Raw genomic sequence first — 12,890 nt, 5'->3', positions numbered from 1 at the left:
CCCATTCTTCCCGACTCGTTCTACTCTCAGAATTTTTTCGTTTTTATTAAACGAAATGGTTCGGGGGAATTCTATCTTTGGAGGATGGGAATGTCGGAATTCCTACATATTGATCGGTTTGTCTACCTTTCCGATTTGGAAAGTGATCAACTAATGCATTACTGCGGGAGGCAAAAATGAAAGTACTGATTTCTTTTGCAAATCCTAAGATGGGTGCCAAACTGTTCGGGCTGACCAGGGCCTTATATTCAAAATCAGTCCAAAACTTATCTATTGTAGCATTACATATCGTTTCGGTTGAATCTCAATCGGAAGGATTTCCTATATTAGAAGAAGATGAAATATTTAAAGCTGTAAGGGAAGAAGCTTCCGGTTCTGAATTTAGTTTCGAAACCGTCGGATTTCCTTCCGATTGGATCGTCCCAGGTATCGTAGAGATCGCAAAAAGTAAAGAAGTAGATCTTTTACTATTAGGTGCAGCTAGATCCTTATTCTCTGAAGATCTATTAGGAGGAAAAGTAGGAGAAGTGTTAAGACAATTATCCGATCTGGATATCGCAGTACTTGCGGATAACGGACTAAATTCCCCGATAGAACCCGTGATCTACTCTCCGAGTTTGGAGTCCGCTCCATTATTTCCATTTTCAGTAGGACTTTCCAGCTATATAGAAAAGCCGATCCCGGTACTTTCAGGCGTCAATCAAACAGAACTTGGGATCAAACAAGCAGGGCAATTCAAACCTTGGCTTCCATTTTCTTTAGCGGCTTCCGACCAATCTAAAAATCTAGCGATCTTAGACTACGGGACCTATAAATCATTCCATTCTGTATTATTAGATAGAAAAGGGTTATCCTTTTTAATCCTGAGAAAAGGGACCTAAATTTCGTATAGTAAACGTTCAAAAACATGTACGATCGCCTTATGCAAAATAGGCGATCGTAATTTTATATATTATCTTTTTCTTGCATGAAATCAGGAACTCTCGAATTCTTTGCGAAATCGGAAGGCAAATTTGAAGTCAAGATCTCTAAATCCCGTTCTAATCATATTTTTAAGTTCTATTCTATCCGCTGTTTCTATATTCATTTTTGTAGCCACTTACAATTCTCCGATCCAGAGAGAACAGATAACCGCCACCAGTACAGAGATTACCGGATTAATATGGCTAGTGATTACAGTATTACTTTTATATAATGCGGGACTCGCTTCTTTCCGTAATATATTCTTGGAAAAATTTTCCGAAGACCAAAGAACTTTAGAAACAGGAAAAGCTCTCCTATTTAGTGTATTCAGCCTATTCTTATTTTTATCCGGATCCAAACTCGGAAGTCTATTTAGAGACCAGATCGAGATCCCAGAATTGCTCATGAGTGTCCCAATCTTACTTGTAGCTATTTGGGAAAATTATCTGACCAGAAAGGTCCAATTAAAGAATAGATCCTTTTATCTGCTTATATCCTCCATTTTCCAAATACTCGTATATATAAGTTTTATGTTATCTTTTATTCGATTGGCGAGTCTGGACGGAATAGACTGACCTTGTGAGTTATACTGGAACTCTTTCCTCTTCTAAATTCCTGAGAACTTCTTCCGGAAGAGAGATCGGTCTTTTTCTTTTTAGGTCCAACCACATTCCATGATTTGTAACCTTACAAGCTAACTTATCATTATTTAAGCTGAAAATTTCCTGACGAAATACCGCTCTTGTTTTACTTAAAACTTCTACCTTTGTGAGCACTTTCACTGTGTCCGGATACTTTAGTTCTTTCAGATATTCGTATTCTGCCTTGAGGACAATAGGGCCAATCTGTAATTCTTCAAACTTTCTTTTGTCCCATCCGGATTCCTTAAAAAGAGCAAAAATTGCCTCTTCTGAAAAAGAATTATAAACCGCATTATTCACGTGACCGTTCGAATCTGTATCGCTGAATCTAATCGGAATTTCTATCGAAAACATTTTGGACCAACTTTTTTAAAAATATAGTGCATATACACTTTATTGTCAATACACATTTCTGACTATTTTTTGGCGTCTATAAAAGCGGGATTTTTGGGAAAAAAAAGACACAATTCTCGATTCTGAGCGAATTTTCGCGTCTTACATAAAATGGCCACCATACTGGATTTCGTTCACAGCGTTTTTACAAGAGTTTATCCTAAGGACTCTTTTATATTTAAAGAGGGGGAAGAATCGGATGGAAACATGTATTTCCTATTCCAAGGTCATCTCAAGGTCTGTAAAAATCGCCAAGAAGAAACGGATAGATCGATTAAAGAACTTTTTCCGGGAGAATTTTTCGGTGAGATCGCTTTGATTTCCGGAAGACCTCGAGCCATGTCTGTCCAAGTACTTTCTCCTTCTGCAAAGGTTGGTGTTCTAAATAAAGGTGTTTTCGAAAAATTAGAAAAAACAAGTCCTCAGTTCTTACTCATGCTTCTAAAAAACACTTTCGAAAAATTGAACAGAGCAGAAACGAAATTAGAAGCCATTTATACCGAAATTCATAGAAAAGAAGAAGAGAATCAGGCGTCTGCTCCCGCAGAAGAAGCTCAAACTTCAACCGAACCTGAAACAAACAACGAAGAACAAGCTAATCGATCGGAAGAAACTTCTACAGAAACCGCCGGAAAGAAGGATTAAAAGATGAGCATTAATATTTTAGAATTTATTAATAATGTTTCCGTAAGAACATTTTTGGGTGGAGAGACTATTTTTAAAGAAAAAGACTCTTCAAACGGAATGATGTATTTCGTTTTTACTGGCGCTGTCGAGATCAGAAAATCTTACGACGGGGAAGAAAGGGTGATCCGAAATTTAGAGCCCGGTTCTTTTTTCGGTGAAATCGCTCTGATCAATAATGTTCCAAGAGCGGCAACTGCAAGAGTGATCACTGAGAAGGCAAAAATAGGGATCTTAGATCAGGAAATGTTCTATAGGATCGGACAAACTAATCCAAGATTTTTCTCTCTCCTTCTAAATACGACCATACAAAGATTAGTTTCAGTAGAAGACGAGATCGCAAAATTAAGTACCGGGCAAGAAGTTTATCCGATCCGCAGAGATTAATTCTCCATTAAGCTACTTTCTTCTTTTTTAATAGACCTGGATTAGGTTTATCGGAAAAATATTTTTCCAATAAGAAAGTAAATAAGTAACATTTGGATACTCCATGTTTTCTTGCATATGCTCCTAACCGGTTCCAATCTGCAAGATCCGGACGGAAATTTAAACGATTCCAATCCTTATTCTTTCCAATCTCTTTCTTTTGATACATCATCAAAATAGAATCCGGATTAAGTTTTCCGTGGAATTGCAGATCTGGACCGTAAATTTCCAATAGGTCCTTTAGGCATCTAGCACCGGATCGAGTTCCATTCCAGGTTCTCAAATAATCTTTGAATAAACTTTTGGGCAAGATCAAAGTACAAACTGGCATAGAGTCTCTGGAAGATGATCTCGCTTTGAAAGATTTACTTTTTAGGGGTTTTGGGTTGAAAATTAGTTTTAGTTTCATCCCCTTTCCGGTCTCCATGCGAGTATATTGCTTACGTTTTTTGTGAATAAATTTGGAAAAATGTTTCCGGAACCTACCATTCAGATCGAAATCAAATCTAATAGTAGAGAGGGATTCGATGGCAGAGCAAAATAAACTGGAATATGCAACATTAGGCGGGGGATGTTTCTGGTGTGTGGAAGCAATCTACCAATTAGTGGACGGGGTAGAATCAATTGTTTCCGGTTATGCCGGTGGCCAGGATCCTTCCCCAAATTATAGATCCGTTTGTACCGGTTTGACGGGACATGCAGAAGTGATCCGGATCGGATTCGATCCGAGTAAGATCTCCTACAAAAATATCTTAGAAATTTTTTGGGAAGCTCATGATCCTACGACTCGTAACAGGCAAGGGAATGACGAAGGACCTCAATATAGAAGTATTATTTTATATGAAAGCCCCGAGCAAAAAGAGGTCGCTGAAAGTTCCAGAACGGAAGCAGGACCGAAATTCGCTTCGCCGATCGTAACTGAAATTGTCCCTTTGGAAAAATTTTTCCCAGGAGAGAATTATCATCAAAACTATTATAGATTGAACTCGGACCAACCGTACTGCCATTACGTGATCCGACCTAAGATCGAAAAATTCCTGAAAAAGAAAACTTCTGCATAATTCATTAAGATTAAGGCCCTCAAGGGCCTTTTTTATATCCAAAAACATACCATACGGTATGGTATTGATTTGACACTTGTCCTTTAATATAGTATTTTCTCAGAAGAAAGGAGAAATTTTATGGACTCCGAGATTTTAATCAGATCAGGCGCGGTCTTTAATTTAGGGTTTGCGCTATTTCATATTTTCTTTTGGAAATTATTCGATTGGAAAAAAGAATCCAAAAGAATGAGCCTCGCAAATTCTGCGATCCTTCAGATCCTAAACTTATGTTTGATCCTAGTCTTTATCATGATGAGTTGGATCTCTTGGTTTTTTACGGAAGATCTACTTACCTCTGGGCTTGGTAAAACGATTATGTTCTTTTTCGGTTTATTTTGGGCTGCAAGGTTATTGGAGCAGTTCATCTTCCTGAGAGTGAATCGATTGCAAGTGCATATTCTTTCCTTTCTATTTTTAATCGGGACCTTACTCTATTCGGTTCCATTCTTACAAGGGATCTAAATTTGAGAGCAAGCAAAGAGGATTGGATCAATGAAGGCCTGAGGATCCTGTATGGATCTGGACCGGAAGCGCTGGTTATAAAAGAACTTTGTAAAGGATTATCTCTCACCAAAGGTTCATTCTATCATCATTTTTCAGGAAGAGAAGACTATTGTTCTAAACTTCTAGAGTATTGGAAAAATAAGAGCACCTTAGAAGTAATAAGGATCTCTTCCAAAAAAGAAAATCCAAAGGATGCATTAGCAAGACTCACTGTCTTAACTCGAAATATAGGATCCAATCCTGAAAGAGCAATACGTGCATGGTCGTTTAGAGATCCTGTCGCCGCCAAAGCGCAAAAAGAAGTGGACGAATGGAGAATAAACTACTTAAAAAAATTATTATCCGAAACCTATCCTGAAAAAAAAGCGGAACTAAAAGCGAAAATCATCCATTCTATTTTTTTAAGTTATACTTTAGCGTTCTCTTCGATCACAAAAAAAGAACTGATCAAAATTTATGAGGATATCGTTCCGGAAACTTATAATAAGAAGTCCCGATCATTTCGGTAATGTTATTAAAAAGGAAGTCCCTTCTGGAGAAGTTTCAAATCCTACAAGTCCCCCGTGATTTTCTACAATACGTTTTACTATATCTAGTCCTAGTCCGGAACCTTCTCCAGGAGCCTTTGTAGTAAAGAAAGGTTCGAAGATCCTTTCTTGAATGGATTCCGGTATCCCCGGTCCATTATCCGAAATTCTAACCTGGATCGAGTTTTTATCCTTATTACAAACTTTGATCTTCAATACTCCTTTAAAACTCATAGCTTGCGCTGCATTATAGATCAGGTTTGTCCATACATGCAATAGATCGTCCGAATAACCAGGAACCGAAGGGATCTCTTCGTATTCTTTTATGATCTCTATGCCGGACTTTAATTGGTTCTGATAGATCGTGAGTACTGTATCGATACTTTCTTTCAAATTTACTGAGGCTTTCGGACCACCATTACTAAAATGAGAGAAGTTTTTAAGGGCATAAACGATCTTAGAAGTCCTGTCTACGGACATGTCCACCAATTTGGAACTCCTACTTGCAAGGATCTCATCCAGAGCATATTGTAAAACTTGTGAGACCTTTTCTCCTCTGAATAATAAAGGAAAATCTTCAACTGCATCCTCTAATCCCGCTTCTACCAAACCTTCCGCTAAGTTCCTAGATTCGAACATTCCTAAAGTTTTTAGTTTTGTTTCTAAGATCTTTGTTTTCGCGCGAACTTCTTTAGGAGGAATAATTTCCTGATAACTTCTACCTTTAGTGAGCAAAGAATAAAATTCTTTCTTAGCTTCCGAGGTTAGGCTTTCCAACACGGAAGCTGCTTCCTGCATTCTATCTAATACACGATCAAAATGGCTTTTAACGGATTCATTTGCTGCCCGGATCACCCCGATCGGATTATTGATCTCATGAGCTATACCAGCGACGAGCTGTCCGAGCGAGGCCATTTTTTCGGAAAGGATCAATTGATTCTGGGTTTTTTGCAGATATTCGAGAGTCGATTCCAGTTCAGCTTTTTGTTTTGCGATCAATTCGTTTTGAGCGGAAATCTCGTTATTTAAAACCCTCAATTCTTGTGCTTCTTTTTTGGAAGAAACATCTTTTACCATATTGATCATGCGGGCTTCTCCGTCGATGATCGCAAATCTTGTGGAAAATTCCACCTGAAGTAGCCTTCCGTCTTTAGTTTTAAATATTACTTCTTCGTTATGTAAGAATCCGTCTTTGATGATCTTATCTTTAAACCTTTCTCTCTCATCCGCATTTAACCAGATCCCCAATTCAACACTGGTTTTTCCGATCAATTCTTCTCTCGAATAACCCAAGAGCTCGATAAAACCATCATTGACATCGACATATCTTCCGTCTTCAAAGTTGGAGATAGAAGTAGCATAAGGGCTTAATTTAAAAACTTTAGAGAATAACTCCTGGCTGGCCTTTATTTCTTCTCCGGCAATATGTTTTTCGGTTATATCTTGTCCAGTTCCGTATCCTATTATGGGATCCTTATATTTTCCTTTGGCGAGTATATATCTAGTTTTTCCGTCGTCTCCTTTTGCTTTAAAAATGAATTCGACGTAATAAGAAGGATCATCAAAATTTTTTAATCCTTCTGAAAGGACTGCAGGGACCTTCATCTTGTCCTCGCCTTCCACATATTTTTCTATAAAGCGGCTCATAGGAAGTGTAAGCGATTCTTTCGCTTTTGTATCGCCCAACATGATCCTATATTCTTTAGATAAGGTAACCTCTTGGGATTCCATGTTCATGATCAGTCCCCCAAGTTTCGCGTCGATCTGTGCTCTAGATAATTCTTCTCTTATTTTAAATAAACCTGATAATCCAAATTTCATCAGGATCCAAGCCATAAAGAATCCGACTGAATTTGCAATGAATGCAGACCATTCTCCCGAAGGATGAACTGGAGAAGGAATATATCCTTTCGATTTTAGGAATATACTGACAAGTCCGGAAATAAAGGAAAGAATTGTGTAAACCAAAGCTCCCCTTTCACCCAGAACTAAAGAAGCAAGGACTATGATCACCATAAACTGAGAGAACGCAGTGGCATGGACTCCACCTTCTCTCATACTCACTACACAGATCGCCAACCATTGTAGGAAGATAAGGATATTAGCTCCTAATTTTATCCTCCCAGACTTGGCGAGTAAATGGCAAAGGATCACTGCCGAAGGAATAATATAGAAAGAATAGTAAGCGTTTTTAGGTTTTTCAGAAATGATCGGATGAATGATCCTATAGATTACGGCTACTCCAAAAGTTATGTACATCAAACCGTATAGAAGTTTGATCGAAACGTCCTTTTCCGGGTCGGCCGATAACGGAGGGGCGAAAAATCTTTTGATACGTCGTAGAATCATTCCTAAATGCCGTCGGACTCTCTATTTAGTTTTTTATTGCAGGAATGAAAAGCCCGATTTAATAATTCGATCAAAAATCGGCATCAGAATCGAACATTCGTTTAAGCCCAAATATCTAAGTACATAATCAATCTGTCTCTTATGTATCGGTTTTTGGACCGATCCTTTTTCTTTTCTTAGTTAGAAGGATTGTAAAAAAATTTTTGCAAAGCCACGGGAGAATGTATCTATGAGAAGTATGAACTTTCTGAGAATTCTGTTCCCTTCTCCTTTTAAGATCCATAGGCTTGTGGAAGTTCTGAGTATTTTTCTATTTTTGCTATTTTGCGGACTTTCCATATATAAATTCGGAAAATTCCTACCTGAGTTTATAAATGATTCTCCTTGGATCCTATTAGCACAGATTGTTGTCCTCTTATTGATCTCTTATATTACCGCAGATTTTTTTTCAGGATTCGTACATTTTTTGGGAGATAGTTTTGGAAATGAGAATACCCCTTATATAGGTCCTGCTTTCATATTTCCATTTAGGGATCATCATGTGGATCCAAAGGGAATTACTCGACATGACTTTGTAGAAACAAATGGGAATAATTGTTTAGTTTCTCTTCCTATCCTTCTCTATTGTTTTTTTGCTCCGATCGAAGCGGGAGTTTTTCCTTGGGGCAGAACCTTTTGGATCTTTGTTCTAATCGGGATCTTTTTTACGAACCAAATCCATAAATGGGCTCATCAAGATAATCCGACAAGGTTCATCCGGTTTATGCAAAGAAAACGTTGGATACTTTCACCGGAGCATCATCAAGTCCATCATACTCGTCCTTATGATACTTATTTTTGTATTACTACAGGTTGGTTGAACCCGATCCTTCACAAGATAGGATTTTTTCCAACGATCAAAAAGTTTGTCCATTCGTTACTAACTTTTGTTAGATTAGGTTAAGACGAACATCGTTCCATAAATACCAATAAAATCGGTTTATGAATTTTCCTTGATTCCATTTAGGCAAAAAGGAGGATCGCGGGTATGCTTCGTTTTCTCTTCGCCTTCCTAGTATGTGCGCCACTCATTGTTTCTTGTTCTGCAAATATCGCCCTAAAAGGGGAGATCCTACATCCTAAAACCGCAGACGGTTGGGATTTGACTCTGGAACATTTTCCTCCTCAACAAGGAGTTTCTTCCAAAAAATATCCGGTTATCATATGCCATGGGTTTATCGCCAATCGGATCTATCTTAAGATAAATGAAAAATCTTCCATCGTTGCAAATCTTCAAAGAGAAGGGTACGATGTTTGGCTTTTAGATCTAAGAGGAAAACAGGAAGCAGGCTCTCCTTCTCTTTTCTGGGGAGATAAAACCTTCGATTATTCGATCGATGATTATATCAAACAAGATGCTGATGCAGCGATCCAATACGTACTAAAAGCGACCGGAAAAGAAAAAGTAAACTGGATCGGCCATAGTATGGGAGGAATGCTCCAATACGCTAGACTAGGAAGTTTCGGAGAAACAAGAGTCGCTAATTTTGTAGCAATCGGATCGCCTGCGATCATGGACCCACCTTCCGACGCTTTAAAATTATGGTCTAGTCTGACCTGGGCCATGAACTTATGGCCTGCAGTTCCTACACAAACTTGGTCAGAACTTAGAGGAGGGACTGGTATTCCTTTCTTTCCTAAAAAAAGTTTTGAAGAAGTTTTCTGGCATCAGCCAAATATAGATCCTAAAATTGTATCCGGGATCTTTACGGACTCTATCGCAACAGTTTCTAAAAGAGAAGCAAGACAGATGGATAAGATCGTGGAAACAGGAGCGTTCCGTTCCGAAGACGGAAAGTTGATCTATACCCAAGGTTTCGGAAATATTAAGATACCTGTACTATTAGTGGCAGGTAGAAGAGATAAACTTGGTTTCACATATTCTTTAAGATATGTTTACGACCAATTAGGCTCTACCGATAAAACCTTGTTCATACTTTCTAAAGGAAAAGGTCATTCAGAAGACTACGGGCATACGGATCTAGTTGTTGGTAAAAAAGCGGACGATGAGGTATTTCCTACGATCATCCACTGGCTGAATAAAAGAAATTAATCCGGATCATCAAAATGAAATTAAAGTATAAAATCGTTTTCTCCTTATTCTCTATCCTTTTGTTTTTTTCCTGTACTAGATATGCGGTAATTACGGAAGAATCTTTCAAAAATCAGACTGCAAATATTGCGTCTAACGTGTATCTCACCAATTTTCTAAAACATAGCTCGGATCATCCTCCGATCCTTCTTTTAGATCCCATATTAGTGAACAAAAAATCTCTCTATTTGGGAGATTATAACGGTTTGATCGGAGTTCTTAGCGGAAATGGATTTTCTGTTTTTCTGCTTCACTTCGAAGCCTATCCCGGTTTAGATCTGAAAGAGATCGGAGAAAAACTGATCCCACAAGCTGTCGCCCAAGTGCAGAAACAAAGTAATCGTAAAGATTATATTTTGGGCGGAGTATCCGTAGGAGGGCAAGCGATCCTTCATTATATCCGAGCCAAAAAAGATCCATCCATCGCAAAGGTTTTCTTTTTAGGAACCGGAATGGATTATAAATATAACGATAGTTTTATAGATGATATGAAAAAGGAAAAAAGATTCGGGACAGATCTTTCCAATTCTTGTAAGAATAAAGATAGTTTCTGTTCTCGTTTTATCTCTTTGGACGAAGACAATCCTACCACATTATATCTGTATCAAACTCTTTGGAACTATCTTCCTTCATTAGAAGAAAACCCAAAAGTATGGTCCGATTTTGAGCTCATGGATTTTCCGACATTATTCGTAGCGGGTAAATTAGATAATATTGCAACTTCAGAATCCATCCATCCTGTCTATCGTAGAAAAAGAGGATTTACCGAATACTTTGAAGTTGGAAGAGATAATGGAGGAAAAATAGATTACGATCATCTTTCTCTGTTTGCGAATGAATCCGCACCTTCCGATATTTATCAAAAGATTGCGGATTGGCTTTCTAAGAAAAAAGGAGAATAAATCCTACTAAAATTTCCGGCAAAACTTATAGGTCGTCTAAAGGATTTTTAAATTCTTTTTTAGGTTTTGCCGGAGAACAAAGATCTTTGATCCTTTTCCATTCCTTATTCGAAATTCCTAATTTTCCTTTAGGATAATCCGGTTGAGAAATTATACCTTTTACGTAGGAAATCCTATCGTCTGTGGCCGGATGAGAACTTAGAAAATCAGGGACCTTAATAGATTCCTGATTTTCTTCCCCTTCTTCCGGAGTTTCATATTCACTCTTAACTCTTTCAAAAAAGGTTAAAAAACCGTCGCCTGCAAGATTCGCCTTTTTTAATTTTTCTAAAGCAACTTCATCCGCTTCCGATTCATATTCTCTGGAAAATTTTTGGTCGTAGATAGTTACACTCAAAACTTCATAGAGAGAATCCATATTTTCTAGAGCTTCTACTCCTTCGAAACCGGAACCGATCCCAACGGATAATAATACTACGTTTCCTACAGACCTGATCTGTCTTCTAACTCCATGCCTTTTGTGAATATGAGCCATCTCATGTGCTAACACACCTGCTAACTCTTCCGGGGTTTCCGTTTTTTTAAGAAGTTCCGTAAAAACAACGATTGTTCCACCCGGCATTGCAAACGCATTAAACACGTCGTCCTTTATAACGATTATATCATATTCAAAAGGATCGTCCTTGTCTTTCAGTTTGGCCCCGATCTTCTTCATTGCGGACTTTAAACCGGGAGAAGTACATTCCGAAAAATAATCCCTCACCCAACCGGACATGATCTCGGATTGTTTTTTATCGTAACTTGTAGGAACAAAAAAATACGCGTAGGAAAGACCCGTATTATAAACTGAAAAGGCTAACACGGCGGTAAGAAGTAAAAGACCGAGCTTTAAATAAAAATTGGTATTCTGCCATAGGCTTAGAAAAGGGATTTTTAGCCTAGATCTTCTTTCTGCAAGGACAGCCTGATAAATTTCCTGGGAATAAAATACGATGACAAGACTTAGGAGAGGGTTTTCCGAACTTCGGATCTCAAGTCTAAATTCCTTTCCAACTGCGTCTAAGTTTAGAATATCTGAATATTCGAAACTAAACGATTTTTTTTCGGATAAGAATACAATCCTTTCCGTTTCCGAGACCAGTTTTCCTACAAATGGAACGGCTGTCTTACCATCGTATAATTTATCTTCCATCGGTTTTTCCTTAGTGCTCATCAACCAAATATGTCGGCCAATGTTTCCAACGCACTTTCAAAACCTTCTGCAAGAGCCGAGGCGCCAGGATCGTATTCAGGCTGGACTTGGGTTAAATCAGGCTCCACCTCAAGTGAAATCGCTTCATAGAACAATTTATACCAGATTACTGCAATCCATGGGAATGCCAAACCAAGTGAAAAGATAATCCCCATATAACTTAAGATCGAATATACTAATATATCTTCGCCCTTGAGATTTGCCTTAAAGCGGATCCCGTTTACAGTAGTATGGTTCCAGTAATAATTATAAATATTTGCCTGCCACCAGGATCCATAAAATCCTAAAGTGGGTATCATCAATAAGATCCCCTTCATATGGATCCAGAACAAAGCCCCGCCTGTTCCGTCAAATCTGAATGCTGCATTTCCATAATATGTATTTTCTAACTGGAATTTTTTTACCTTAATAGTAAACCAAGGAGCATAAAATCCGAGAGTGAGTATCGTTAAAGGTATCCCGATCAAGAATATCTTAACTAGTTCCAATACCCTTCCGGTAAAATGAAATCGTATATTATTGTAGGAAGTCCTACTTAAATGATATCTGAGCCTTCCTACAAAGATGAAAGGTCCTAAAACGTAAAAAAGAAAAAAGATAGGAACAAGATTAGCAAAACCTTGGAACTCTTCCGGCAATACCCACCATTTTAAAGGAAAATAGATCGAGCCAATAAGGACCAGAACGATCGGTGCTGCTTTTAAAAAACCGATTAATCTTTCCAAACCGGTCCCATGAAAATCAAGTCTCTGGCCTAGAAAAATTGTATGCTGCCTTAGATATCTTTCTACACGAACCCTCGCCCAGAAAGTATAAATACCTAGAGTACTAATAGTAGCTAGTATATTAAAAACATATAATTTAAGTAGATCCCAGCCCGCACCATCGAACCTGGCGCGAATCGTCGATTTTTCCATTTGATTCTCCTGAAAGGGACTCTCTATTTTAAGATCCGATCCGGGCAGGCCAAAATGAAGATCATAAATAGAGGGTCAGATTAGGATCGCAATTTCCT

The 12,890-nt window shown here is 38.2% G+C and carries 15 protein-coding genes; 10 read left to right on the top strand and 5 right to left on the bottom strand.

Annotation, left to right across the window (positions count from 1 at the left end; translation table 11 throughout):
* Positions 1–176: 176 nt before the first annotated feature.
* Together EHQ64_RS04855 and EHQ64_RS04850 are read left to right on the top strand one after the other, a co-directional pair.
* Positions 177–881 (top strand): adenine nucleotide alpha hydrolase family protein, encoded by a 705-nt coding sequence (locus EHQ64_RS04855; RefSeq protein WP_135648383.1) that lies wholly within the window; start codon positions 177–179, stop codon positions 879–881.
* A gap of 132 nt (positions 882–1,013) precedes the next feature.
* On the top strand, positions 1,014–1,538 hold the full coding sequence (locus EHQ64_RS04850; RefSeq protein ID WP_135648382.1) for a hypothetical protein: 525 nt from the start codon (positions 1,014–1,016) through the stop codon (positions 1,536–1,538).
* Positions 1,539–1,547: 9 nt separating this feature from the next.
* Here EHQ64_RS04850 and EHQ64_RS04845 read toward each other — a convergent pair whose 3' ends face one another.
* Positions 1,548–1,958 carry an acyl-CoA thioesterase gene (locus EHQ64_RS04845; RefSeq protein WP_135648381.1) on the bottom strand — a complete coding sequence of 137 codons (411 nt, stop codon included), beginning with the start codon at positions 1,956–1,958 and terminating at the stop codon, positions 1,548–1,550.
* 150 nt (positions 1,959–2,108) lie between these two features.
* On the opposite strand from EHQ64_RS04845, the gene EHQ64_RS04840 reads away from it, so the two are divergent.
* On the top strand, positions 2,109–2,642 hold the full coding sequence (locus EHQ64_RS04840) for a Crp/Fnr family transcriptional regulator (protein WP_135648380.1): 534 nt from the start codon (positions 2,109–2,111) through the stop codon (positions 2,640–2,642).
* 3 nt (positions 2,643–2,645) lie between these two features.
* Positions 2,646–3,068: a cyclic nucleotide-binding domain-containing protein gene (locus EHQ64_RS04835; RefSeq protein ID WP_135648379.1), complete on the top strand. Its 423-nt coding sequence runs from the start codon at positions 2,646–2,648 to the stop codon at positions 3,066–3,068.
* Between the two features lie 7 nt (positions 3,069–3,075).
* On the opposite strand, the gene EHQ64_RS04830 is transcribed toward EHQ64_RS04835, so the two are convergent.
* Positions 3,076–3,516, bottom strand: a complete 441-nt coding sequence (locus tag EHQ64_RS04830; protein ID WP_135648378.1) for a DUF1564 family protein — start codon at positions 3,514–3,516, stop codon at positions 3,076–3,078.
* Between the two features lie 118 nt (positions 3,517–3,634).
* On the opposite strand from EHQ64_RS04830, the gene msrA reads away from it, so the two are divergent.
* The 3 genes from msrA to EHQ64_RS04815 all read left to right on the top strand — a co-directional run bounded on the left by msrA (position 3,635) and on the right by EHQ64_RS04815 (position 5,223).
* On the top strand, positions 3,635–4,168 hold the full coding sequence (gene msrA, locus EHQ64_RS04825; RefSeq protein ID WP_135648377.1) for a peptide-methionine (S)-S-oxide reductase MsrA: 534 nt from the start codon (positions 3,635–3,637) through the stop codon (positions 4,166–4,168).
* A gap of 120 nt (positions 4,169–4,288) precedes the next feature.
* The gene (locus tag EHQ64_RS04820) at positions 4,289–4,672 is read left to right on the top strand and encodes a hypothetical protein (RefSeq protein ID WP_135648376.1); all 384 of its coding nucleotides are present in this window, start codon (positions 4,289–4,291) and stop codon (positions 4,670–4,672) included.
* 2 nt (positions 4,673–4,674) lie between these two features.
* The gene (locus EHQ64_RS04815) at positions 4,675–5,223 is read left to right on the top strand and encodes a TetR/AcrR family transcriptional regulator (RefSeq protein ID WP_167882357.1); all 549 of its coding nucleotides are present in this window, start codon (positions 4,675–4,677) and stop codon (positions 5,221–5,223) included.
* Here the strand turns inward: EHQ64_RS04815 and EHQ64_RS04810 are convergent.
* Positions 5,212–7,590: an ATP-binding protein gene (locus EHQ64_RS04810; RefSeq protein ID WP_135648374.1), complete on the bottom strand. Its 2,379-nt coding sequence runs from the start codon at positions 7,588–7,590 to the stop codon at positions 5,212–5,214. The genes EHQ64_RS04815 and EHQ64_RS04810 overlap by 12 nt on opposite strands.
* 238 nt (positions 7,591–7,828) lie before the next feature.
* Here EHQ64_RS04810 and EHQ64_RS04805 point away from each other — a divergent pair, with 238 nt between their 5' ends.
* The 3 genes from EHQ64_RS04805 to EHQ64_RS04795 all read left to right on the top strand — a co-directional run bounded on the left by EHQ64_RS04805 (position 7,829) and on the right by EHQ64_RS04795 (position 10,623).
* Positions 7,829–8,533 carry a fatty acid desaturase CarF family protein gene (locus EHQ64_RS04805; RefSeq protein WP_210410814.1) on the top strand — a complete coding sequence of 235 codons (705 nt, stop codon included), beginning with the start codon at positions 7,829–7,831 and terminating at the stop codon, positions 8,531–8,533.
* An 84-nt stretch (positions 8,534–8,617) separates the two neighbouring features.
* Positions 8,618–9,682 (top strand): alpha/beta fold hydrolase, encoded by a 1,065-nt coding sequence (locus EHQ64_RS04800; RefSeq protein WP_135648372.1) that lies wholly within the window; start codon positions 8,618–8,620, stop codon positions 9,680–9,682.
* Between the two features lie 14 nt (positions 9,683–9,696).
* The gene (locus tag EHQ64_RS04795; protein ID WP_135648371.1) at positions 9,697–10,623 is read left to right on the top strand and encodes an alpha/beta hydrolase; all 927 of its coding nucleotides are present in this window, start codon (positions 9,697–9,699) and stop codon (positions 10,621–10,623) included.
* A 25-nt stretch (positions 10,624–10,648) separates the two neighbouring features.
* Here EHQ64_RS04795 and EHQ64_RS04790 read toward each other — a convergent pair whose 3' ends face one another.
* Together EHQ64_RS04790 and EHQ64_RS04785 are read right to left on the bottom strand one after the other, a co-directional pair.
* Positions 10,649–11,815: a M48 family metallopeptidase gene (locus tag EHQ64_RS04790; RefSeq protein ID WP_135648370.1), complete on the bottom strand. Its 1,167-nt coding sequence runs from the start codon at positions 11,813–11,815 to the stop codon at positions 10,649–10,651.
* A gap of 20 nt (positions 11,816–11,835) precedes the next feature.
* Entirely contained in the window at positions 11,836–12,792 is a 957-nt protein-coding gene (locus EHQ64_RS04785) for a YjgN family protein (protein ID WP_135648369.1), read from the bottom strand.
* Between the last annotated feature and the right edge of the window lie 98 nt (positions 12,793–12,890).

This window comes from Leptospira sarikeiensis, assembly GCF_004769615.1.
GTDB classification, from domain to species: Bacteria; Spirochaetota; Leptospiria; order Leptospirales; family Leptospiraceae; genus Leptospira_B; species Leptospira_B sarikeiensis.
This window is presented reverse-complemented; position numbering and strand designations above follow the sequence as displayed.

Excerpts from the sequence above, each read along its gene's own strand:
- EHQ64_RS04855 (WP_135648383.1), top strand. The coding sequence starts at position 177 with ATGAAAGTACTGATTTCTTTTGCAAATCCTAAGATGGGTGCCAAACTG.
- EHQ64_RS04845 (WP_135648381.1), bottom strand. The coding sequence starts at position 1,958 with ATGTTTTCGATAGAAATTCCGATTAGATTCAGCGATACAGATTCGAAC.
- EHQ64_RS04840 (WP_135648380.1), top strand. The coding sequence starts at position 2,109 with ATGGCCACCATACTGGATTTCGTTCACAGCGTTTTTACAAGAGTTTAT.
- EHQ64_RS04835 (WP_135648379.1), top strand. The coding sequence starts at position 2,646 with ATGAGCATTAATATTTTAGAATTTATTAATAATGTTTCCGTAAGAACA.
- EHQ64_RS04830 (WP_135648378.1), bottom strand. The coding sequence starts at position 3,516 with ATGAAACTAAAACTAATTTTCAACCCAAAACCCCTAAAAAGTAAATCT.
- msrA (WP_135648377.1), top strand. The coding sequence starts at position 3,635 with ATGGCAGAGCAAAATAAACTGGAATATGCAACATTAGGCGGGGGATGT.
- EHQ64_RS04820 (WP_135648376.1), top strand. The coding sequence starts at position 4,289 with ATGGACTCCGAGATTTTAATCAGATCAGGCGCGGTCTTTAATTTAGGG.
- EHQ64_RS04810 (WP_135648374.1), bottom strand. The coding sequence starts at position 7,590 with ATGATTCTACGACGTATCAAAAGATTTTTCGCCCCTCCGTTATCGGCC.
- EHQ64_RS04805 (WP_210410814.1), top strand. The coding sequence starts at position 7,829 with ATGAACTTTCTGAGAATTCTGTTCCCTTCTCCTTTTAAGATCCATAGG.
- EHQ64_RS04800 (WP_135648372.1), top strand. The coding sequence starts at position 8,618 with ATGCTTCGTTTTCTCTTCGCCTTCCTAGTATGTGCGCCACTCATTGTT.
- EHQ64_RS04795 (WP_135648371.1), top strand. The coding sequence starts at position 9,697 with ATGAAATTAAAGTATAAAATCGTTTTCTCCTTATTCTCTATCCTTTTG.
- EHQ64_RS04790 (WP_135648370.1), bottom strand. The coding sequence starts at position 11,815 with ATGGAAGATAAATTATACGATGGTAAGACAGCCGTTCCATTTGTAGGA.
- EHQ64_RS04785 (WP_135648369.1), bottom strand. The coding sequence starts at position 12,792 with ATGGAAAAATCGACGATTCGCGCCAGGTTCGATGGTGCGGGCTGGGAT.